General features: G+C 64.7%; 19 protein-coding genes. 11 read left to right on the top strand and 8 right to left on the bottom strand.

All coding sequences use genetic code 11. The annotated features are described in order from the left end of the window. Window positions 1-149 precede the first annotated feature (149 nt). The 7 genes from O0879_RS08505 (at window position 150) to O0879_RS08535 (ending at window position 9,171) form a co-directional block, all read left to right on the top strand. Window positions 150-560: a hypothetical protein gene (locus O0879_RS08505; RefSeq protein WP_289906700.1), complete on the top strand. Its 411-nt coding sequence runs from the start codon at window positions 150-152 to the stop codon at window positions 558-560. Between the two features lie 123 nt (window positions 561-683). Further along, entirely contained in the window at window positions 684-2,432 is a 1,749-nt protein-coding gene (locus tag O0879_RS08510; RefSeq protein ID WP_289915923.1) for a ribonucleoside triphosphate reductase, read from the top strand. Continuing rightward, window positions 2,429-2,629 carry an anaerobic ribonucleoside-triphosphate reductase gene (gene nrdD / locus O0879_RS08515; RefSeq protein WP_092712624.1) on the top strand — a complete coding sequence of 67 codons (201 nt, stop codon included), beginning with the start codon at window positions 2,429-2,431 and terminating at the stop codon, window positions 2,627-2,629. The genes O0879_RS08510 and nrdD overlap by 4 nt, the downstream gene beginning before the upstream one ends. Next, complete coding sequence (locus tag O0879_RS08520) at window positions 2,619-3,326, top strand: anaerobic ribonucleoside-triphosphate reductase activating protein (RefSeq protein ID WP_289915925.1); 708 nt, start codon at window positions 2,619-2,621, stop codon at window positions 3,324-3,326. Before nrdD ends, O0879_RS08520 begins: the two co-directional genes overlap by 11 nt. 148 nt (window positions 3,327-3,474) lie before the next feature. Further along, window positions 3,475-7,530 carry a Pls/PosA family non-ribosomal peptide synthetase gene (locus O0879_RS08525; RefSeq protein ID WP_289915928.1) on the top strand — a complete coding sequence of 1,352 codons (4,056 nt, stop codon included), beginning with the start codon at window positions 3,475-3,477 and terminating at the stop codon, window positions 7,528-7,530. 21 nt (window positions 7,531-7,551) lie between these two features. Next, a complete protein-coding gene (locus O0879_RS08530) occupies window positions 7,552-8,067 on the top strand; it encodes a 4'-phosphopantetheinyl transferase superfamily protein (RefSeq protein WP_289915930.1) in 516 nt (171 codons plus the stop codon). Between the two features lie 198 nt (window positions 8,068-8,265). Then, window positions 8,266-9,171: a LysR family transcriptional regulator gene (locus O0879_RS08535; protein ID WP_289915933.1), complete on the top strand. Its 906-nt coding sequence runs from the start codon at window positions 8,266-8,268 to the stop codon at window positions 9,169-9,171. Here the strand turns inward: O0879_RS08535 and O0879_RS08540 are convergent. After that, window positions 9,168-9,845: a phosphoribosylanthranilate isomerase gene (locus O0879_RS08540; RefSeq protein ID WP_289915935.1), complete on the bottom strand. Its 678-nt coding sequence runs from the start codon at window positions 9,843-9,845 to the stop codon at window positions 9,168-9,170. The genes O0879_RS08535 and O0879_RS08540 overlap by 4 nt on opposite strands. A gap of 125 nt (window positions 9,846-9,970) precedes the next feature. Here O0879_RS08540 and O0879_RS08545 point away from each other — a divergent pair, with 125 nt between their 5' ends. Together O0879_RS08545 and O0879_RS08550 are read left to right on the top strand one after the other, a co-directional pair. Next, the gene (locus tag O0879_RS08545; protein WP_099664633.1) at window positions 9,971-10,198 is read left to right on the top strand and encodes a protein L; all 228 of its coding nucleotides are present in this window, start codon (window positions 9,971-9,973) and stop codon (window positions 10,196-10,198) included. Window positions 10,199-10,260: 62 nt separating this feature from the next. After that, window positions 10,261-10,665, top strand: coding sequence for a hypothetical protein (locus tag O0879_RS08550; protein WP_289915937.1), 405 nt, complete (start codon window positions 10,261-10,263; stop codon window positions 10,663-10,665). Here O0879_RS08550 and O0879_RS08555 read toward each other — a convergent pair. From O0879_RS08555 to O0879_RS08585, 7 genes are all read right to left on the bottom strand, one after another. Continuing rightward, complete coding sequence (locus O0879_RS08555) at window positions 10,662-11,690, bottom strand: RNA methyltransferase (RefSeq protein WP_289906691.1); 1,029 nt, start codon at window positions 11,688-11,690, stop codon at window positions 10,662-10,664. The genes O0879_RS08550 and O0879_RS08555 overlap by 4 nt on opposite strands. 67 nt (window positions 11,691-11,757) lie before the next feature. Next, on the bottom strand, window positions 11,758-12,099 hold the full coding sequence (locus tag O0879_RS08560; protein WP_077402365.1) for a zinc ribbon domain-containing protein YjdM: 342 nt from the start codon (window positions 12,097-12,099) through the stop codon (window positions 11,758-11,760). Between the two features lie 91 nt (window positions 12,100-12,190). Next, window positions 12,191-13,165: a CDF family Co(II)/Ni(II) efflux transporter DmeF gene (gene dmeF / locus O0879_RS08565; RefSeq protein ID WP_289915939.1), complete on the bottom strand. Its 975-nt coding sequence runs from the start codon at window positions 13,163-13,165 to the stop codon at window positions 12,191-12,193. Between the two features lie 10 nt (window positions 13,166-13,175). Next, window positions 13,176-13,451 (bottom strand): metal/formaldehyde-sensitive transcriptional repressor, encoded by a 276-nt coding sequence (locus O0879_RS08570; RefSeq protein ID WP_099664637.1) that lies wholly within the window; start codon window positions 13,449-13,451, stop codon window positions 13,176-13,178. Window positions 13,452-13,572: 121 nt separating this feature from the next. Next, a complete protein-coding gene (locus tag O0879_RS08575) occupies window positions 13,573-14,409 on the bottom strand; it encodes a TlpA disulfide reductase family protein (protein ID WP_289915941.1) in 837 nt (278 codons plus the stop codon). 59 nt (window positions 14,410-14,468) lie between these two features. Further along, window positions 14,469-15,170, bottom strand: coding sequence for a DUF2325 domain-containing protein (locus O0879_RS08580; RefSeq protein ID WP_289911720.1), 702 nt, complete (start codon window positions 15,168-15,170; stop codon window positions 14,469-14,471). Window positions 15,171-15,300: 130 nt separating this feature from the next. Beyond that, window positions 15,301-15,906: a hypothetical protein gene (locus O0879_RS08585; protein WP_289915942.1), complete on the bottom strand. Its 606-nt coding sequence runs from the start codon at window positions 15,904-15,906 to the stop codon at window positions 15,301-15,303. Between the two features lie 285 nt (window positions 15,907-16,191). Between O0879_RS08585 and tssI the strand changes: the two genes are divergently transcribed. After that, window positions 16,192-19,356, top strand: a complete 3,165-nt coding sequence (tssI, locus tag O0879_RS08590; protein ID WP_289915945.1) for a type VI secretion system Vgr family protein — start codon at window positions 16,192-16,194, stop codon at window positions 19,354-19,356. Beyond that, window positions 19,353-21,113, top strand: a complete 1,761-nt coding sequence (locus O0879_RS08595; protein WP_289915946.1) for a hypothetical protein — start codon at window positions 19,353-19,355, stop codon at window positions 21,111-21,113. Before tssI ends, O0879_RS08595 begins: the two co-directional genes overlap by 4 nt.

Raw genomic sequence — 21,113 nt, forward strand, 5'->3', positions numbered from 1 at the left:
CCTGTATCGGCTCAGGGTGCAGACTATATCCCCGCCCAGGCTGCCCAGTCCTTGACGCAGGTGAAGGAATGCATGCATGGCTGGTGCGCGTTCAACTTGCTTGACCTGGCTGTAAAATGCCCCCTTTTCTCCCTCTTCGATTGCCCGCCATGCCCCGCAAACCGCTGCTGATCTTTCTGCTCACCCTGTTCCTCACCGTGCTGCAGGTGCAGTGGGCCGCGCCCACGGAAGGCTACGACGCCGAGGCGCTCTCCGTGCTGTCGCCCGAAGTACTGGGCGCGTATCCGGGCGTGCTGCTGCTGTTCCTGCAAGCCGTCTTCGCGCGCCGCGCCATGCCCGTGACGCGCCAGGCCGCCATCTGCACGGGACTGCTGGCCGTCTACTGGCTGCTGGCGAACTACGTCACGTTCGACGCGCGCGTGGCCAGCTGGAGCACCTTCTCGGCGCGGGAAATCTGGGCGCACGTGCTGCCCGCCTCCATCCTCAGCATCGCCGTCTGCGGCGCCGCCTACTTCGCCGCGAGCGCCTTCATCCTGCGCCAGGGCCGCCTGAAAAAGTAAACGGGGGCGCTTTTTTCACCTGCATCAAGGATTCGTCATGCCACTGCACGCGCCCTTTGACGCCACTATATTTAGTGTTTAATCTCCATAAAAACACCGCATGTTGTGTTTATTGGAGGTTTCATGACGACGAATGCAGTTTCCCCCACACGCGGCCAGGTCGATGTCGCCGCGTCCATCAATGAATACCTGGACCGGCGCGACTGGCGTGTCAACGCCAACGCCAACCAGGGTTACTCGCTGGGCGGCCTGATACTCAATGTGTCGGGCAAGGTCATCGCCAACTACTGGCTGGACCAGGTCTATCCGCCGGAAGTGGGCGCGGCGCACCGCGAAGCGGCGCTGCACATCCACGACCTCGACATGCTGGCCGGCTATTGCGCCGGCTGGTCGCTGCGCACCCTGCTGCACGAAGGCTTGAATGGCGTGCCGGGCAAGATCGAGTCCGGTCCGCCGAAACACATGTCGAGCGCCATCGGCCAGATCGTCAATTTTCTCGGCACGCTGCAAAACGAGTGGGCCGGCGCGCAGGCGTTCAGCTCCTTCGACACCTATATGGCGCCCTACATCCGCAAGGACAGCCTGCGCTACGAAGACGTGCGCCAGTACATGCAGGAACTGATCTTCAACCTCAACGTTCCCTCGCGCTGGGGCACACAGACGCCGTTCACCAACCTCACCTTCGACTGGGTTTGCCCGGACGACCTGCGCGAGCAGATTCCCGTCATCGCCGGCCAGGAGATGGACTTCAGCTATGGCGAGCTGCAGGCCGAGATGGACATGATCAACCGCGCCTACATCGAGATCATGATGGCGGGCGACGCCAAGGGCCGGGTCTTCACCTTCCCCATTCCCACCTATAACATCACCGAGGATTTCGACTGGCATAGCGAGAATGCCGAACGTCTGTTCGAAATGACGGCCCGCTACGGCCTGCCCTACTTCCAGAATTTCATCAATTCGGAACTCAAGCCGAACATGATCCGTTCCATGTGCTGCCGATTGCAACTGGACTTGCGCGAACTGCTGAAACGGGGCAATGGCCTGTTCGGTTCCGCCGAGCAGACGGGTTCCCTGGGCGTGGTGACGATCAATTGCGCGCGCCTGGGCCACCTGTGGCGCGGCGACGAGCCAGCCCTGATGGCCGACCTGGACCGCCTGCTGGAGCTGGGCAAGACCAGCCTGGAAATCAAGCGCCGCACCATCGAGGAATTGATGCAGCAAGGCCTGTTCCCCTACACGAAACGCTATCTGGGCACCCTGCGCAACCACTTTTCCACCCTGGGCGTGAACGGCATCAACGAGATGATCCGCAATTTCAGCGGCGACGCCTGGGACATCACGACGCCAGAAGGCCACGCGCTGGCCGTACGCCTGCTCGACCACGTGCGCGCCCGCATGGTGGCCTTCCAGGAAGAGACGGGCCATATGTACAACCTGGAAGCGACGCCGGCCGAAGGCACGACGTACCGTTTCGCCCGCGAAGACCGCAAGCGCTTTCCCGCCATCCTGCAGGCGGGCACCGCCGACAACCCGTACTACACGAACTCGTCGCAGCTGCCCGTGGGCCACACGGACGACCCGTTCGAGGCGCTGGAATTACAGGATGTGCTGCAGCGCAAATACACGGGCGGCACGGTGCTGCACCTGTACATGACGGAAGCACTGTCCGACGCGAACGCCTGCCGCGAACTGGTGAAACGCGCGCTGAGCCGCTTTTCGCTGCCCTACATCACCGTCACGCCCACGTTTTCCATCTGCCCGCGCCACGGCTACCTGGCCGGCAAGCATGAATTCTGCCCCACCTGCGATGCGGAACTGATCGCCCGCAAACAATCCGATCTTGCTCACCCACTCAAGGAAACGCCATGAATGCACGTCCCGACTTCACTCCCGCCATCACCCTGCTCGATACGGAACGCCAGCGCTGCGAAATCTGGACCCGCGTGATGGGCTACCACCGCCCCGTCGCCTCGTTCAACATCGGCAAGCAGGGCGAATTCCACGAGCGCCAGTATTTTACGGAAGCGAGCGCCCGGGTTGGCCAGCCCGCCTGCCATGGCGGCTGAATTGAAGGTGGGCGGCCTGACGCCCTTTTCCGCCACCGACTATCCCGGCAAGCTGGCGGCGGTGGTGTTCGTGCAGGGCTGTCCCTGGCGTTGCGGCTATTGCCACAATCCGCACCTGCAGGCGCGCACGCCGGAAGGCGCCATGCCGTGGCAAGACGTCCTGACCTGGCTGCGCCGCAGAACGGGCCTGGTCGACGCCGTCGTCTTCAGCGGCGGCGAAGCGTGCATGGATCCGGCGCTGGGGCGGGCCATGCAAGACGTCAGGGAACTGGGTTTCGGCATCGGCCTGCACACGGCCTGCATCTATCCGCAGCGCCTGCAGGAAGTGCTGCCCCTGGTCGACTGGGTGGGTTTCGACATCAAGGCGCCGTTTGCCGACTATCGACATGTGACCCGCGTGGCCGGCAGCGGCGACCCGGCGCGCGCCTGCCTGGACGCCATCCTCGCCAGCGGCGTCGCCTACGAATGCCGCACCACCACCCATCCGGACCTGCTGCCAGACGAGCAGCTGCTGGCCCTGGCCGCCACCCTGGCCGCCAAAGGCGTCGATAACTACGTGCTGCAGCAATTCCGCGCCGAAGGCTGCGCGGATGCGGCACTGTCCGGGCGCCCCCTGCACGGCTATCCGGCGGCGCACACGGTGGCGCAAATCGGCGCCATGTTTCCCCGTTTTACATTCCGTAATCATGGCAGTTGAGCCAACAGGCAGATTATTTCGGAAAGCCCCGCAAAATTCCCCGTTCTGCAACGCTGAAATGTCTTGCGTGCTGTAATGTATCAACTGTGCTGCGCACCACGCGCAGCCCGTCAGATTCCTCACACCGCATTACAGATAAGCGTCATCCATGAACGATTTCACCGCAGCCAGCCCAGGCACCCCTTCCACCCATGCCGACATCCTGTACGGCCCGCCGCGACCGGATTTGCTGCGCGAGGAAGTGCTGGCCGACCTGCTGGAAGCGACGGCCCGCCGCTGCCCGCAGCAAATCGCCCTGATCGATGGCGCGCGCCGCATCACGTATGCGCAACTCGATGCGCAGGCAGGATTGGCCGCGTCGCGCCTGGTGGCTGCCGGCGTCAAGCCCGGCGACATCGTGGGCCTGTGGCTGCCGCGCGGCGCCCATTTGCTGCTGATGCAGGCAGCCATCGCCAAGGCGGGTGCCGCCTGGCTGCCCGTCGATGAAGACACGCCCGTCGAGCGCCTGCAAGTGTGCCTCGATGACGCCAATGGCGCGGGCGTCGTCAGCTGCGCGCAATTCGCGCCACGCCTGCTTGATGCGGGCATCCAGCGCCCCGTGTGGACAGCGGAAAGCCTGCTGGCGCCCGCTACGCCGGGCGAAGCGCTGCCCGCGCGCGGCGCCGTGCTGCCCGAACACCCGGCGTACGTGATCTACACGTCCGGCTCCACGGGCAAGCCGAAGGGTATCCTGATCAATCAACGCAGCATCTGCCACTTCCTGCGCAGCGAAAACGCCGTGCTGGAAGTGACGCAAGACGACATCGTCTACCAGGGCTTTTCCGTCGCCTTCGACATGTCGTTCGAGGAAATCTGGATCGCCTACCTGGTGGGCGCCACCCTGTGGCTGGGCCCCAAGGATATCTCGGGCGACCCGGAAGCCTTGCCGCGCGCCCTGGCAGAGAACAAGGTCACCGTTCTGCACGCCGTGCCGACCCTGCTGGCCCTGTTCGCCGAAGAAGTACCGAGCCTGCGCTTGATCAATCTGGGCGGCGAGATGTGCCCGGAGTCGCTGGTCGAACGCTGGTCGCGCCCGGGCCGCGCCATGTTCAACACCTATGGGCCCACGGAAGCCACCGTCTCGTGCAGCCTGGCGCGACTGCGGCCCGGCGAACCGGTCACCATCGGCACGCCGCTGCCCAACTATGGCTTGCTGGTGCTGCAGGTGGCCGAAGCGGGAGAAAACCGTCCCCTGGCCCTGCTGCCAAGGGGCGAGACGGGAGAATTGTGCATCATCGGCCCCGGCCTGGCCGAGGGTTACCTGGGCCGGCCCGACCTGACGGTGGAAAAATTCCTGCCCAATCCCTGGGCGACCAGCGACGATGACGCGCGCCTGTACCGCACAGGCGACCTGGCGCGCATCGATGCGGACGGCCAGGTGCTGTGCCTGGGCCGCGCCGACGACCAGGTGAAAATTCGCGGCTTCCGCGTGGAGCTGGGCGAAATCGAAGCCGTGCTGGCGCAGCAGGCGGGCGTGGGCACGGTGGCAGTATTGCTGCGCAAGGACGACGGCATCGACCAGCTGGTGGCGTATATCGTCGGCAGCGACGAGGCGCCCGAGGATGCCCTGGCGGCAAAAACACTGCGCGCTGCCCTGAACCTGCATTTGCCGCCGTATATGGTGCCTGGCCGTTTTGAATTGCTGCCGCTGATGCCGCGCCTCACTTCCGGCAAGATCGACCGGAAAGCATTAAAGGCCATGCCATTGTCCGCGCCGCTCCCAGGCGAGGCGGGCGAATCGGACGTGCCGGAAACGCCGGCCGAAGCGGCCCTGTTCGCGGCGCTGGCCAAGCTGTTTCCCGGCCAGGCGATCTTGCGCCGGCTCGACTTCTTCAGCGACCTCGGTGGCCATTCCTTCCTGGCTGCGCGCCTCGCATCCGCCCTGCGCGCCGATCCGGCCTACGCCCACATGACGGTGCGCGACATTTACCAGAACCGGCAGATCGGCAAGATCGCCGCCGTGCTGGGTGAAGCGCCCGCGCTGGCCACGCCGGAAGCGGATTGGACGCCGCCATCGACCTGGAAACGCTGGCTGTGCGGTGCCGCGCAAGCAGCGGCCGTGCCTGGCCTCGTCACCCTGCGCATGGCGCAGTGGATGGCGCCGTTCTTCACCTATCACTTCTTCACGGGCGACACGGGAGACACCGTGCCGCGCGCCATCGCCGCCTCGATCGGCGTGTTCCTGCTGGCGACCCTGGCCGAATTTGCCATTGCGATTGCCGGCAAGTGGCTGATCGCCGGGCGCTTGAAGCCGGGCAACTATCCGCTGTGGGGCGTCACCTACTACCGCTGGTGGCTGGCAGACCGCCTGGTCGAATCGGCGCCCGCCTACCTGCTCAGCGGCTCGTCCCTGAACAGTTGGTGGCTGCGCGCGCTGGGCGCCAAGGTGGGCAAGGAAGTCGTCATCGGCTCGATGACCCTGCGCGCGCCCGACCTGCTGGCCATCGGCGACAACGTCAGCGTGGGCAATGCCGTCAACTTTGAAAACGCCAGGGTCGAGCGGGGCCGCCTGTTGCTGGGCCAGATCCGCATCGGCGACGATGCCTGCATCAGCTCTTACGCTATCCTGGAAGGCAATACCAGCGTGGGCGCGTTTGGCCACCTGGAGGGACAATCGGCGCTGGCCGATGGCGCGGCGGTGCCGGCCGGCAGGGTCTGGACTGGCTCGCCCGCGCGCGATATCGGCCCGTTTGACGTGGCCAGCCAGCCGCCGCGCCCCGCCGTCTCGCGCCTGCGCCTGACGGGCGAAACCCTGTTCTTCTGCTTTGGCATGGTCCTCATCGCCGTGCTGTTCTTCATGCCCGTCTTCCCCAGCTTCGTGCTGATCGACTGGTTCGACGAGCGCGAAATGATGCCGTGGCTGCAGGGCCGCGACGTGACGACCCAGCTGGCCCGCTACTTCCTGCTGGCCTTCCCCGCCAGCGCCGTGCTGATCGTGCTGACGGCACTGCTGTCGGCCGCCATCCGCTGGGGCGCGCTGCCCCGCCTGAAGCCGGGCAGTTCGCCCGTGCACAGCAATATCTATTGCGCCAAGTGGCTGGTTAGCCATATCCAGGAATCGAGCTTGAACGTGCTGCACGGTATTTACGCCACCGTCTACGCGCCGTACTGGTACCGCCTGCTGGGCGCCAAGGTCGGCAAGGGCGCCGAGATTTCCACGGCGCTGGGCGTGGTGCCCGACATGCTGACCCTGGGCGACGACACCTTCATCGCCGACGCCGTCATGCTGGGCGACGAACAGATCGACGGCGGCTGGATGACCATGCGCCCCACCGTCATCTCGCACCGCAGCTTCGTCGGCAACGGCAGTTATATCCCGGATGGCACCGTGCTGCCCGAACACGTGCTGATCGGCGTGCACACGCATGCGCCGCGCAATGTGCAGATGCACAGCGGCGACACGTGGCTGGGCTCCCCGCCCATGCACCTGCCCGCGCGGGAACAGGTCAGCGGCTTTGCCGAGCACCTGACGTTCAAGCCATCGCTGTTGCGCCGCCTGGGCCGCAGCCTGATCGAAGCGTTCCGCATCGTCGCGCCGCACGCGGTGGTGATCGCCGTCGGCTATACCCTGGTGCTGGACGTGATGCCGATCGCGGGCGCCGGGCGCTGGGGCGAGGTGGTGGGCGACCTGGCCATCGCCGGCCTGGCCTACGGCATCGGCAATTTCCTGGTGGTGGTGCTGTTCAAATGGCTGCTGCTGGGACGCTACCGCAAGCACGCGGCGCCCATGTGGACGCCATTCGTGTGGATTTCCGAAGGCGTGACGAATCTGTACGAAGGCATCGCCGTGCCCAACTTCATGCGCTACCTGCGCGGCACGCCGTGGCTGCCTCTCGCCTTCCGCCTGTTCGGCTGCAAGATCGGCCGCGGCGTCTACATGGACACGACCGACATCACGGAATTCGACTGCGTGCACATCGGCGACTACAGCGAATTGAACGCCCTCACCTGCCCGCAAACGCATCTGTTCGAAGACCGCGTGATGAAGATCGACCACGTGGAAATCGGCCAGCGCGTCTACATGGGCCCGCGCAGCTCCGTGCTGTACAGCGCCAAGGTGGGCGACAACGCGCGCCTGGGCCCCTTGACCCTGGTGATGAAGGGCGAGCACATCCCCGCCGGCAGCAACTGGGCGGGCTGCCCGGCCGCGCCGCTGCGCAGCTGATCGCAGTCGATGAATCGTACGGTGCTCTTCTCAAGAGACGGCGTGCTGGTGATCGGCATCGCCGCCGTGCTGCCGCGCGCAGAGGCCCGCTTGCGCATCCGCGCCGCTGTGCGCGAGGCGCTAGCACAGTGGCTGAAGCTGGACATCGAGGCGATTTTGGTGGAGTCGACGCCTGGCCAGGCCCCGCGCCTGCTGCTGGCCGGCCGCCCAGCGGGTTTGTCACTGACCCATGACGAGGGCATCTCGCTGGCCGCCGTCCATCTGCACGGCCCAGTCGGCCTTGACGTGATGCGGGTGCAGGCTATTGCCGACTGGTGCAATCTGGCGCGCGATTACCTGGGGCCGCAGGTGACACAGGAGCTGGCTTCATTGCCCGATGCTCAACGCCCCTTGGCCCTGGCGCAAGCGTGGACGGCGCGCGAGGCGGCGCTCAAGTGCGCGGGCTTGCCGCTGGCGGAATGGGACGGGGCCGCGCCAGCTTGCCGCCTGCAGGCTTTGAGCGTGGCGGCTCCGTATGTGGCGACCCTGGCATACTAGTCTTCCTTGCCCTCGGCCGCCCCGCCGATCTGGACGAAAATCAGTTTTACGATAATACTGACGAGCAGTCCCAGCACCCCGATCAATTCCAGCATGGCCATTCCTTTGCAGTGACAGCAGACCAGGCCACTGTAACGCGAACCCCGGGGCCAGGCTAATATCAAATCAGGCAGTCTCCGATCTCGAAAAGGCATACGATTGATTTCCATCAGACAGTTCCGCTATTTTGTCGAAGTCGTCGATGCGGGCAGCTACTCGCGCGCGGCGGAAAAATTATATATCGCGCAATCGGCCCTGAGCCGGCAGATCAAGGAGCTGGAGGGCGAGGTGCAGGCGCTGCTGCTGACGCGCGACGCGCGCCATATCGAACTGACGCCTGCGGGACAGGTCTTTTATGAACGGGCCAAACGCATCCTCGAAGATATCGACGAAACCGTGCGCCAGACCCGCCATGTGGGGCAAGGGGCGCAAGGCATCATCCGCCTGCTGCATTCGAGTTCCGTCACCCTCACGCCCGCCATCGGCGCCGTACTGAACCGCCTGCTGGCGCAGTTCCCCGGAGTTTCGCTCGATATCTCCAAGGGATCGTCGGAAAACCAGGCGGCGGACATCGAGGAAGGCCGCGCCGACCTGGGCCTCGTGCGCCTGCCCACCCTGCGCAAGCATGCCAACATCGTCGTGCGCGAACTGTACGCGGAAAAGCTGGTGGTGGCCGTGTCAGCGATGTCGCCATTGGCCGCGCTGGAACGCACGACGATCGCCGCCCTGCGCGACGAGGCCTTCGTCTCGATCCCGCACAAGGACCGGGGAGGCCTCAGCTACCTGGTGGCGAGCCTGTGCCTGGCGCAGGGATTCTTCCCAAAGGCGGCCCGCGCCCTGTCGCGCAAGACTTCACAGCTGAACCTGATCGAAGCGAACATGGGCATCGCCATCGTCCCGGACAGCATGCGCCTGGTGGCGCCGCCCGGCGTGCGTTTTATTCCCTTGCCGGACGAAGAATCGCATTCCGTCGTGGGATTGATCTCGCCGCGCGCCGCCAGCGGCATGGTGGCCGCATTTACGGAAGCATTCGTGCACGAGATGGCCAAGCCGCCGGCCGATTAGCCTTCCGCATACAGCGCCGCATCCGCGTCGCGCACGGCCGCCATCAGCAAGGCCAGCTTCATGACATCGAGCTTGCCGTCCGTGCGTACGCGCGAGCACAGGTCGATGCCGTAGGGGCGTACCTGGCGCAGCGCGTCGGCTACGTTGGTGGCGTCCAGCCCGCCGGCCAGGAAGACGGGACGGGGGCTGGCGCGCACGAAGCGCGCGCTGATGCTCCAGTCATGCGTGCGGCCCGTGCCACCCAGTTCAGGCACGGCAGCGCCGGGACGGCCCGAGTCGAGCAGGAAAGCGTGCACGTGGGGCGCATAGGCGGGGATCAGCGCCAAAGCCTCGGGGCCCTCCACGTGGATCACTTGCACGCGCCGCACGTGCGGCAGCAAGCGCGCCAGCTGCGCCACTTCGCCGGGGTCGATATGGCCGACGATCTGCACGGTGGACGGCTGCGTGGCGCGCACGTGTTCAGCGATGGCTGGCGCCGTCGTCTCGGACGTCAGCAGGAACGTGGCCACGGGCGGCGGCGTCCAGGCGGCGATTTGCGCGATGCGCGCATCGGGAATCGGGCCAGGGCCGGACGGCATGGCCGCCACCAGGCCCAGCGCGTCGGCGCCGGCGGCAATGCCCAGTTGCGCTTCGTCGATGGAAGCGATACAGCAAATCTTGATGCGGGTTCTCATGGCCTGGCGTGTTCAATCCGGATGATCAACATTACAACACAGGGCGGCGCGCACGCCAAGACACGCGGTCAAGGCCGCGCGCGATTGTGTGCCAGAATGGGGCCTGCCCACTTCCCGAGGAATCCATGGCCGACTACAAGAACCCCAGCTACGTGGCCCGCTCCATGCACCCGCGTTTCGATGAACTGACGTCACCGGGCGACGCCGTGCCGTATTCGGGCATCTACCGCTGCGACGGCTGCGCGCACGAAATCGTCTCGACGGAAGGCCACGTCATGCCGCCGCAAAACCACCACCAGCACAACAGCGAGCAGGGGCCGATCCGCTGGCGCCTGATCGTCAGCCCGCGCTGATTGACAGGCGCCAGGTGGCGGACGATACTTGATTTATCCGGGATCGCCATTGGAAGCCGCGTATGCGCATCGTCGACTTTGAAATCCGCAAGGAGTGTCCGCCGCAGTTGTGCGACTGCGAACGCGAACGCCTGCTCGACGATCCGCAGGCGGACCTTGCCATCCTGCGCCTGAACCTGACGGAAGAAAAGCGCCTGCTCGCGCATATCGAGGGCATCACCACCCATGCGCAGTTGCGGAAGCTGCAGCAGCGCTTGCGCGACAACCTGGGCGTGGAATTGCAGATTACACCGGGCAGCGGCGAAGTGCGCACCGTGCGCGGTTTCCAGATCCGCCTGCTGGAGCAGCCAGGCCTGTGCCGCAAGACACGCGCCGCCATTCCGGCCGCCGTGCGCCGCTGCCTGGCCGCGCATCCTGAAATCGCCTTTGCGATATTGAATGAAAACGACTTGCTGGGTGGTGTCTAGACGCCGGCGCGGATGGGGATGACCCTGCCCTTCGCTTCGCGCGCCCGCAACTGTCCGCAGCCGCCTTCCACGTCCTGCCCGGCCGAATCGCGCAATTTGGTCAGCACGCCGCGCGCGTGCAAGGCGGCGGCGATCGCGCGGGCCTTTTCCCAGCTGGGGCGCTTGAACGGCAAGTCGGCTATGGTGTTATACGGGATCATGTTCAGCACCGCATATTTCCCCTGCAAGAGCGCGACGATGCCATCCATCTCGTCCTCGCCATCGTTGACGCCTTCCATCAGGGTCCACTGGTACTGCACCGGGTAGCCAGTCAGGCGCGCATACGATTCGCCGAAGTCCACCAGTTCCTGCGGGGTGAGCCTGGGCGCGCGCGGCAGCAGCTGTTCGCGCAGCTCTCGCTTCGTCGTGTGCAGGGACAGGGCCAGCGCCGGCTTGACGCGACCTTGCGGCAAGCGCTCGAAGGCGCGCGGGTCGCCCACGGTGGAAAACACGAGGTTCTTGTGGCCGATATTGCCCTCGGTGCCCAGCAGCTCGATCGCTTCCATCACGTTGTTCAGGTTATGCGCCGGTTCGCCCATGCCCATGAAGACGACTTTTTTCACGGGGCGCAAGGTGCGCGCCAGTACCACTTGGGCGACAATTTCTCCACTGGTCACTTGCCGGATCAAGCCGTCGCGGCCCGTCATGCAGAACTGGCAGCCGACGGCGCAACCGACCTGGCTGGACACGCACAAGCCATCGCGCGGCAGCAGCACGCTTTCCACCGTCTGGCCATCGTGCAGCCCCACCAGCAGGCGCGCGGAACCGTCGGCGCCCGGGTGCGTGCTGAGCAATTTCAGCATGCCCTGCAATTCCAGGTCGAGCGCGGGCAAGGCCTCGCGCACGGGCAGCGGCAAAAAATCCTCGGCACGGCGCCGGCCCTGGTCGTGCGGCTGCGCCTGTATCCAGTCGCGCAGCACGCGCTGTTCGTGCAGGGGCTTGGCGCCCAGGGCGCGCAGGCGCTGGCGGAGATGATCGATTTGCATGGATTCTGAATAAAAAACGGCGCGCCGGCAGGAATGCGAGGCGCGCCGCGAATGGCAAGGAAAAGGCTTAGACCTTTTTCACGAACTCGGTTTTCAGGCTCATGGAACCGAAGCCGTCGATCTTGCAGTCGATATCGTGGTCGCTGTCGACCAGGCGGATGTTCTTGACCTTGGTGCCCATCTTGACGACACCGCCGCCGCCCTTCAATTTCAAGTCCTTGATGACGCTGACCGTGTCGCCGTCCTGCAGGATATTGCCGGCCGAATCACGGTACACCTTGGCGCCCTCTTCCGCCGCTTCTGCAGCAGTGGCCGACCATTCATGCGCGCATTCAGGGCAGATCAACTGGCTGCCGTCTTCATACGTGAATTCGGATTGGCATTGCGGGCATGGTGGTAATGTGCTCATTTTCTTCTCTGTCTGGTGAACAGCGCGTGCTGTAAAAGCCGACATTATACTGCCTACGCCCCGCATCAGCTTGCTTTTTTCGCCATCATTATCAATGGCGGCGAATAATCTCGATGGTGCTGTGGACAATTTCTTCGTGGATGCCGATGCGCGCGCGCAGTTCGGCCGCCGTCAGGCTGGCGTCGCGGCTGACGACGGACAGGGCGCATGAATACAGCTGCTTGCCGACCCGCCACACGTGCAGGTCGACGACGCGCGGCGTGTCGCCTGCGCTTTCCACTTCCACGGCTTCGCGGATTTCATCCACCACGGGATGGTCCATCTCGCGGTCCAGCAAGACCTTGCCCGTCTCCTGCATCAGCCTTTTCGCCCACAGGGCCACCAGCACGGCGCCCGCGATGCCCATCACGGGATCGAGCCAGCGCCAGCCGTAAGCCCACGCGCCGGCCAGCGCAAGGATGGCCAGCACGGACGTGGCGGCGTCGGCCAGCACGTGGACGTACGCGGCCTTCATGTTCAAGTCTTCGCCGTGGCCATGGTGCTCATGGTGACCGTGATGGTCATGATGATCATGATGCTCGTGGTCGTGGCCATGGTCGTGGTGCCCGCCGAGGATCAGCGCGCACACGAGGTTGACAGCCAGGCCGAAAGCCGCCACCGCCATCGCCTGCGGATAGTGTATGGGTTGCGGCGAGAACAGGCGCTCGACGGAAGCGGCCACCATCAGCACGGCCACGCCCAGCAGCAGGATGGCGCTCGTGTAGCCGGCCAGCACTTCGATCTTCCACGTGCCGAAGGCAAAGCGCGGGTCGCGCGCATAGCGGCGCGCGGCCGCATACGCAAACGCGGCCAGGCCGATGGCCAGCGCGTGCGAACTCATATGCCAGCCGTCGGCCAGCAGGGCCATGGAGTTGTACCACCAGCCGGCGACGATTTCCAGCACCATGGTGGCCAGGGTGATCCACATGACGATGCGCGCGCGGCGTTCCGCCTTGTCGCTGGCTGCGCCAAACACGTGTTCATGCTGCCAGGCGGACAGGTCTTCCTTGATGGATGGCGTTTGCATGACGTGCTCCTTATTTGAGGTAGGTGCGCAAGATGCCCGCGATGTCGTCGGCGCCCCTGGCCCGCTCGTCGCCGGAGATATCGGGACTGGCCACGTGCTCGCGCAGGTGTTCTTCGATGACTTCGGCCATCAGGCCATTCACGGCGCCGCGCACGGCCGCGATCAGCTGCAGCACTTCGCCGCAGTCGCGCCCCTCTTCCAGGCCCCGCTCCAGGCCTTCCACCTGTCCCTTGATGCGTTTGATCCTGTTTAGCAGCTTGGTCTTGTTGTGCGCCGTGTGTCCCATGGTTCTACTCCGATAAATACTATAGGGGGGTATACTATCAGAAAGCGCGCCGCATGCGGCAAGGCGTTAAAAAAGCCGCGCATCCTCGCGGATGGGCGGCTCATTCAGGCTGGAACAGGCGCTATGGCGCCGGCGCGATCTTGCGCAGCTTGCTGGCCAGCGAAGCGTCGGACAATTCGCCCAGGTGCGTATCGACCAGGCGCCCCTGCGCGTCATAGAACAGGGTGGTGGGCAGGGCCGATGAACCGGCCGCCTTGCCCAGCGCCGCCTCGCTGTCGAGCAGCACATTGCGCAGGGTCACGCCGCTCCTGTCCAGGAAAGCGCTGGCCGCAGCCGCATTCTCGCGCTGGTTCGCATACACGAAGATGATATCGGCGCGCGCCTGCTGCGCGGCGGCCAGCACGGGCATCTCGCGCCGGCACGGCGGGCACCAGCTGGCCCACAGATTGACCACCAGCGGCTTGCCGCCGGCCAGCGCCGCCAGGGTCACCGGCGCGCCATCGAGCGCCTGCAGCGCCACGGCCGGCAAGGCCGCCGGCTTGTCGTAGGCCAGCGAGATCCCTGCGCTCAGCACGCCCCAGACCAGCGCGCCCGACGCCACGCTGATGGCGAGAGGCCGGCGCATGGCCGCCATGGCGGGACGCCGGCAGCGCCACGCGGCGATGGCCACGCCAGCGGCGATGCCGGCCGGCGCCATGAAGCCGCCATCGCGGATGTTGAGGATGGACCAGGGCGCCGCCAAGGGGGAGCTGAAATACTGTTCGTGCCAGCGCAAGACGAATGCCAGCCGCGCCGCCAGCAGGCCGGCGATCAGCATGTCGGAAACGAGGGGGCCGGCGGCCGGCAGTTGGCGATAGCGCCGTACCGCCCACGCCGCGCCGTAGGCGACGCACAGGGAAACGATCAGCAGGACCAGGCCCGTAGGCAGGGCCAGGGGGCCGATTTGCAGGGACAGCATGGGCGCTCTTTATAACGTCGAATGGACGGCCATTCTGCCCGATGCGGATTAAGCGGGCGTTAAGAAGCGGCCAGCGCTTCCTTGCGCACGAAATGCATGGCTTGCGGCTGGTCCACCAGCACGCACTGCTTGCCCGTGCGCTTGCAGTGGTCGTGCACGCGCCAGTAGGCGTCGTGGCTGACGCAGCCCGTCTGGCAAATCACCAGGTCGGCAGCCACCAGGCCCGCTTCCAGCGCCGCCGCATCGTCGGCGCCATCGTCGCCGCCGGCATGGTGCAGGAAGCGCCCGCCGGCCTGCTCGATGGCTTGCTGCGCCACGTTGGCGCCACCCGCGTCCTGGCCAAGCTCCAGGCTTGAATAGTTGCTCACATATAGCACGGCTTTTTCGCGCACATCGGCCTGCAAGGCGGGCACGGGTACGACGGAAGGCGTGGGCAGCCACTGCAGGCGCAGCAATTCGCGCATCAGGTCCTGCACCCGTTCACCGAGCCACTCGACCCGGCGGGCCAGCCGGGCACGCGTCGGCAAACCCGGCACGCTGGCCGCCAGTTCGGCCAGTTCATCGCGCGCCAGCGCCAGCCGGGTATCGCGGATCACGACCTGCGCCCGCGCGCGCATCAATTCCGACTCCAGCTGCGCGATGCGGGCCGCCTGCGCAGCCAGTTGCGCACTGCAGCGCGCCTGCGCGCGGCCATATTCCCCCATCAGCACGCGATGCTCGTGCGCGATCATGTCTTCGTTGCCATACACACTGCCCATCATGCCCTCCTTCACCGACCGTGGCGCCATGGCGCCAGCCCATCGCACCCCCATGGATTCGAATTATAAATGAGAATCATTATTATTTGTCTATGCGCGTGCGCGCAGTAGGGGTATGCGGCGGCCGCCAGCGTCACGCAGCCGGCGGGCAAGACAGCAGGCGCTGCCAGACGTCGTCCTGCACCTGCCGCACATGCCGCAAGCCGTCGGGGCCACGATAGATCCCCAGCGTGTTCGGCCACGCCACATCGATGAACAACAGCCGCGCCGGATCGATCAGCAGGGACTGGCCCACATAATTGCCCTTGATCTCGCCCTTGTTCACGATCAGCAGGCGCGCGCCACCAGCCAGCGCCCGCTCTTCCAGCGCCACGCCGCTGCGCTCGGCCACATCGCGCAGCCAGCGTTCGCGCCAGCGCGCCTGCTCCCCGAACTGCCCCGTTGGCGGCCGGTCCAGCTTGACGACGGCTGCCACGGGACCGTCAATGCCCGCCTGCAGCGAAAAGCCCATGCGTTCCTGCAGTTCGACCGTGTAGGCCTCGCCCTTGACGTCGATCTGGTAGCGCCCCGTCCCGTCCTGTACCCGCAGCTCGGCCTGGTGATAGGCGGGTTGGACGCAACTGGCGTACAGATGGACGAGCACATCGAGAAACGGTGGTTCGACGGGGGATGCCGTCACCATGAGGGGCGACAGGCTGGCACACAGCACGGCGGCAGCCGCGCATTTCATTGTATTCATTCTTGCTCCGGTTCACGGGGGACGGCTGCCGAAAAACAGGCACGGCACGCCAAATTATTGCTTCTAAGTAATATTTAGCAGTATTTTTTGCAATGGTGGAATTGGCAAGATCCGCACTCTAGCAGAAGGGGCAAAAACGGCCCGCACGGCCCGCGCACGACCCGGCCTGCCGCACGATTCAATTGAATCGCGCTTGTTAAATCACTATTTCTAAGGTGTAATCTTATAAGCAAGTCATTGAATTAATTGCAAGTACGCTCATTTCTCCACACGGAGTTCCAATCAATGTCCGAACCGGTCCAAGCAAGCGCGTCGCCGTCACCTGCTACGTCACCCGTCGCCACCGGCTTCAGCCAGGCCACGCGCCTGCTGAAGCTGAGCACGCCCCTGGGCCCGGACAAGCTGCTGGCCGAATGCGTGCGCGGCGAGGAAGGCCTGGGACTGGGCTATGTCTTCAATATCGCCGCCCTGTCGCTCGACGCAGCCATTCCCCTCAAGTCGCTGATCGGCCAGCCCATCCTGCTGGAATTGCGCACGGCCGCCGGCACAGAGGATTGGCGCCCGTTCCACGGCCACATCACCGCCGTCGAACTGGCGGGCGCGAATGGCGGCTTTGCCCGCTACAACCTTACCATGCAGCCGTGGACGGCCTTCCTGGCGCACGGCCGCGACAGCCGCGTCTTCCAGGACCAGGCGGTACCGGACATCCTCGAAGTCGTCTTCGCCCGCTACCAAGGCCAGGGCATGCTGGCGCCCGCCTGGCGCTTCGACCTGCTCGACCGCGCGGCCTATCCGAAACGCAGCATCTGCAGCCAGTACCAGGAAAGCGACTGGGCCTTTGCGGAACGGCTGATGAGCGAGGAAGGGCTGTTTTATTATGCGGAACACACGGGCGATGCGGGCAGTGCCAGCCTGGGCAGCCATACCCTCGTCATCGCCGACCACAACGGCAGCTTCAAGCCCAACGCTCAGGCCAGCATCGCCTACAGCCAGCCAGGCGCCGTCATGCCGCAAGACACGATGGACCGCTGGCGCATGCAGTTGCGCCAGCAAACCAACGGCATCGAACTGTCCAGCTGGGATTACCGCGCGCTGGACCAGCGCCCCATCAGCGCCGCTGGCGCCAGGGACGGGACGATGGCGCTGCTCAGCCGCGACGCTCCCGGCGCCTATGCCTACCCGTCGCGTGAGCACGGACAACGGCTTGCCGAGCGCCAGTTGCAGGCGCTGACGGCGGCCAGAGAAGTGTTTACCGGCGCCGGCACCGTGCGCACCCTGGCGCCCGGCACCACCTTCACCCTGAGCGGCCAGGCGCAAACGGACGCGGCGGGCGATGGCGACGCGGCGACCTTCCTCGTCACCCGCACGGTACACTTGATGCATAACAACCTCGATGCCGAACTCGGCGGCGGACTGCTGCAGCGCTTCGGCAAGGGCTTGCTCGACGCGCTGATCGGCGACGAAGCGGCCGGCAGCCTGCACGCCGTCGGCGACACCATCGGCGAACGCCCGCCCTACCGCAACCGCATCGACGCCATCCGCAGCAAGATCCCCTACCGCAGCAGCTATGCCGACCAGCATGGGCAACTGCTGCATCCGCGCCCCGGCATCATGGGCCAGCAGACCGCCATCGTCGTCGGCCCGGCCGGCGTCCAGCTGCATACGGACCGCGACCACCGCATCAAGGTGCAATTCCACTGGCAGCGGGGAGCGCAAAGCCATAGCCGGCTGGCGCATCCGGCAGCCGACGGCCACACGGGCGCCCCCGGCGACGATAGCGCCGGCACCTGGGTCAGGGTCGCCACGCCGCTGGCGCCCGTCGCCGGCGCCAACTGGGGCAGCAACGCCCTGCCCCGCGTGGGCCAGGAAGTGCTCGTCGATTTCCTGGAAGGCAATATCGACCGCCCCGTCGTCATCGGCACGCTGTACAACGGCCGCGGCCAGGCAGACGCGCAAAACAACCAGGTCAGCCAGGGCACGGGCGCGGCGACGGGCAACGCGCCGGCCTGGTTTCCCGGCCAGGCCGGCGCCCACGCCCACCCGGCGGCCTTGTCCGGCATCAAGACGCAAGCCATGCAAGCCAGCCAGGGCGGCGGCGGCGCCTACAGCCAGCTGGTGTTCGACGACAGCCCGGGCCAGGGCCGTGTCGCCTTGCAGCGCCACGCCGGCCCTCATCAGGGCACGGCCGAACTGAACCTGGGCCATTTGCGCCACCAGAGCGACAACCAGCGGCTGGCGCCGTCCGGCTTTGGCGCCGAGCTGAAAACAGAACACGGCGCCGCCCTGCGCGCGGGAGCGGGCATGTTGCTGTCGGCGCATGGCCGCGATGCCGGCGGCAGCCAGATGGATGCGCAGGAAGCGCTGGAACAGCTCAGGCAAAGCTTGCAACTGCAGACCTCGCTGGCCGAGCAGGCGCAAAAACATTTCGCGCTCGAAATGCCCAGCCCGGCCACAGCCGGTGCGGCCGCGCCAGCTTCCGCTGTCACGCCGGACCAGCCGCAGACGCCTGCGCCAGCCGCCCAGCTCCCCGCCCTTGCCCAGATGCAGCACAGCATCGAGGTCCTGGGCGCGACGGCCGAGGGCGCCGCCGCTGCGGGCCAGGGCCAGCAGGCGGCGGGCGGCGAAGGCCAGGCCAGCGCGTATGGCGACCCGCAGCTGCAATTGTCCAGTCCGTCCGGCATCGCCGCCACCACACCGGCCAACGCCGTGCTGGTCGCCGGCGGCAATGGCAGTCTGACAGCGGGCGCGGATCTCAACTTTGCCGCGCAGGGCAACAGCCTGTACGCGCTGGGCAAGGGCATCAGCCTGTTTACCTATGGCAAGGCCAGCAGCAAGGATAAGCCCAACCAGGAAACCGGCATCCGCCTGCATGCGGCCAGCGGCAAGGTCAGCAGCCAAAGCCAGTCCGATGCGACACGGCTGACGGCCGACAAGGCCATCACCGTCAGTAGCACCGCCAAGAGCGTCACGGCGGCGGCCAAGCAGCACATCCTGATGACGGCCCAGGGCGCGTACATCCGCCTCGAAGGCGGCAACATCATGCTGCATGGACCGGGCAAGATCGATTTCAACGCCAGCATGAAGGAATTGACGGGGCCGGCGAGCAGCCAGCCCACCTTGCCGGCGATGCCGAATGCAGCCGACCTGGGCCGGGCAGTCGAACTGAACCTGCATTATGGCGATCTCGAACCTGTCATTAACTCCCCCTACAAAATCACGTTCGCCAATGGTACTTCACTCAGTGGATTGCTCAACGACAAGGGCCATGCCCGCCTCGAAAACATTCCTCCCGGCGCATATCACATTGAATATGGCGAGGACCAGCGCGACTGGGTAGCGCCGCCATTGGTAGCGGAACCCCGTCTGCAGCAAGCGAGGCAGCAGCTGAAACAGGCTTCCGCATTGCTGGAAGCGGCCAGGAAAAGCAGTAAACCGGATCCCCAACCATGAGCCAGAACTTTGTCGATGAGATTGTAGAGTTTTTCAAGGACCTGATCCTGGGCGACTTCGAGGATGACCAGGGCAAGGCCGCCATGATCGTCGGCGGCGCCATTTCCCTGATCCCCGTGGTTGACCAAGTGATGGATGTGCGCGATGTCTCGGGCATGATCTACCGGGTCGGCAGGAAAGGCGTGTCGCGCGCGACCCGCGATGACTGGGTCGACATGGCGCTGGCGGCGTTCGGCTGCATTCCAGAAGTCGGCAGCCTGTTCAAGACCATCATCAAGCCTTTGCGCAAGTACCGCAAGGAGGTTGGCGCGGCGGCCGCTGGCGGCAATGTCATGATCGAAGCCATGCTGGGCAAGAGCAAGGGCGCCGCGATCAAATTCCTGAAAACCTTCCAGTGGGCACAAAACACCCAGCTGGCAATCAGCACGGCCATGAGCGCGCTGGACAACTGCGTGCAATTGCTCGGCTACCTGTCGACCAGCCATTGGTGGCTGCCGTCGGACTTGCAGCATTTGGCACGCGACATGAAGCCGCAAGTCGAAGCGGTGCGCGGCCCCCTCAAGGCCGGCATTGCGCAAGGCGCCAAGGCGTTGCAGGACTTGATCGAGGACATGCTGGGCGAAGACGCGTTATGGGCGGCAAAAAAAATCGCCGTCGCCGCCGGCACCGGCGCCAATACGGCAGCCAGGCACAATCACAAGCCCGGCAACACACATCCGCACAGCGCCAACGCCCAGTTCAAGTCGCCCACGATCAGCACCGATAAAAAAACCAAGGGCGTGGATGCCAAAGCAAAAACCAAAGAACGGGACTCGCCGGGCAAGGGCAAGGAACACAAACCCGTGGACGACTCGCACCGCCAGAGCAGCGACGGCGGCACCGCACCGGTGAAGAATACGTCGCGGCCGATTCGCGAATTGCTGTCCAAAGTGCCATTCGGGCCAAAGGGACTCATCGGTGAGCATATGGCAGATTATTATCATATGGAACACGTGCTTAAAAAAGCCACCGCCTGGCCGCACGGTAACGTCAATGGAAAATGGCGCTTTGACTACCCGCGCGTTGTCGGTCCCGATAACGCACACAAACGCCCGACAGAGCTTGTACCCGAAGACTTAAAAAAAATGCTACAAAATGGTGTGGATACCATCTGGCAGACAAATAGCGACACTTTCCATTTCATCGAAGCAAAATTCAGTAGCAGTGCCTACACACTGTTCCAGCGGCTGCAAAAGGAAGTGGAACGTGGCAACATCCCACGCCCCCCGGCATCCCTCAACGACAGAGAGCTGATGTTATGGACGTTGCTCGGTGAACGTATAAAGGGCACGCAGATGGGGAAAAAATGGCTTACCAACAGCACCAAAAACGGTGCCATGCAATCCGTTGAAAATTTAAAAAATCGCTGGACATATCTAATACTGGGAAGCACCGCACTCTCTAATCCGTTCGTGACGGCGGCACACCCGCATGGCAAGCTCAAGTTAGCAGCAGCATCTGGAGTTGTCGACCATCTTGCAGCGACATTGGAATTACTCGCGTCAGGTGATCATTATAATATAAAAATACATGACAAACACAAAGAAACTCATGGCATAAGCGACACATTCAACTATATGGAAATTGATCGCATAGACAAAGGACGTAGAAGCCTCGAAAAAGCAACGTCCAAAAAACCAGTCGATCAACAAGAACAGCAAGAGAACAAGAATAAATCAAGCAAAGCAGTTTCAGGAAAGAGAAAACGGAGAAAATAA

Origin of the sequence: Janthinobacterium sp. SUN120 (genome assembly GCF_030397735.1) — a bacterium.
Classification (GTDB): Bacteria; Pseudomonadota; Gammaproteobacteria; order Burkholderiales; family Burkholderiaceae_D; genus Janthinobacterium; species Janthinobacterium kumbetense.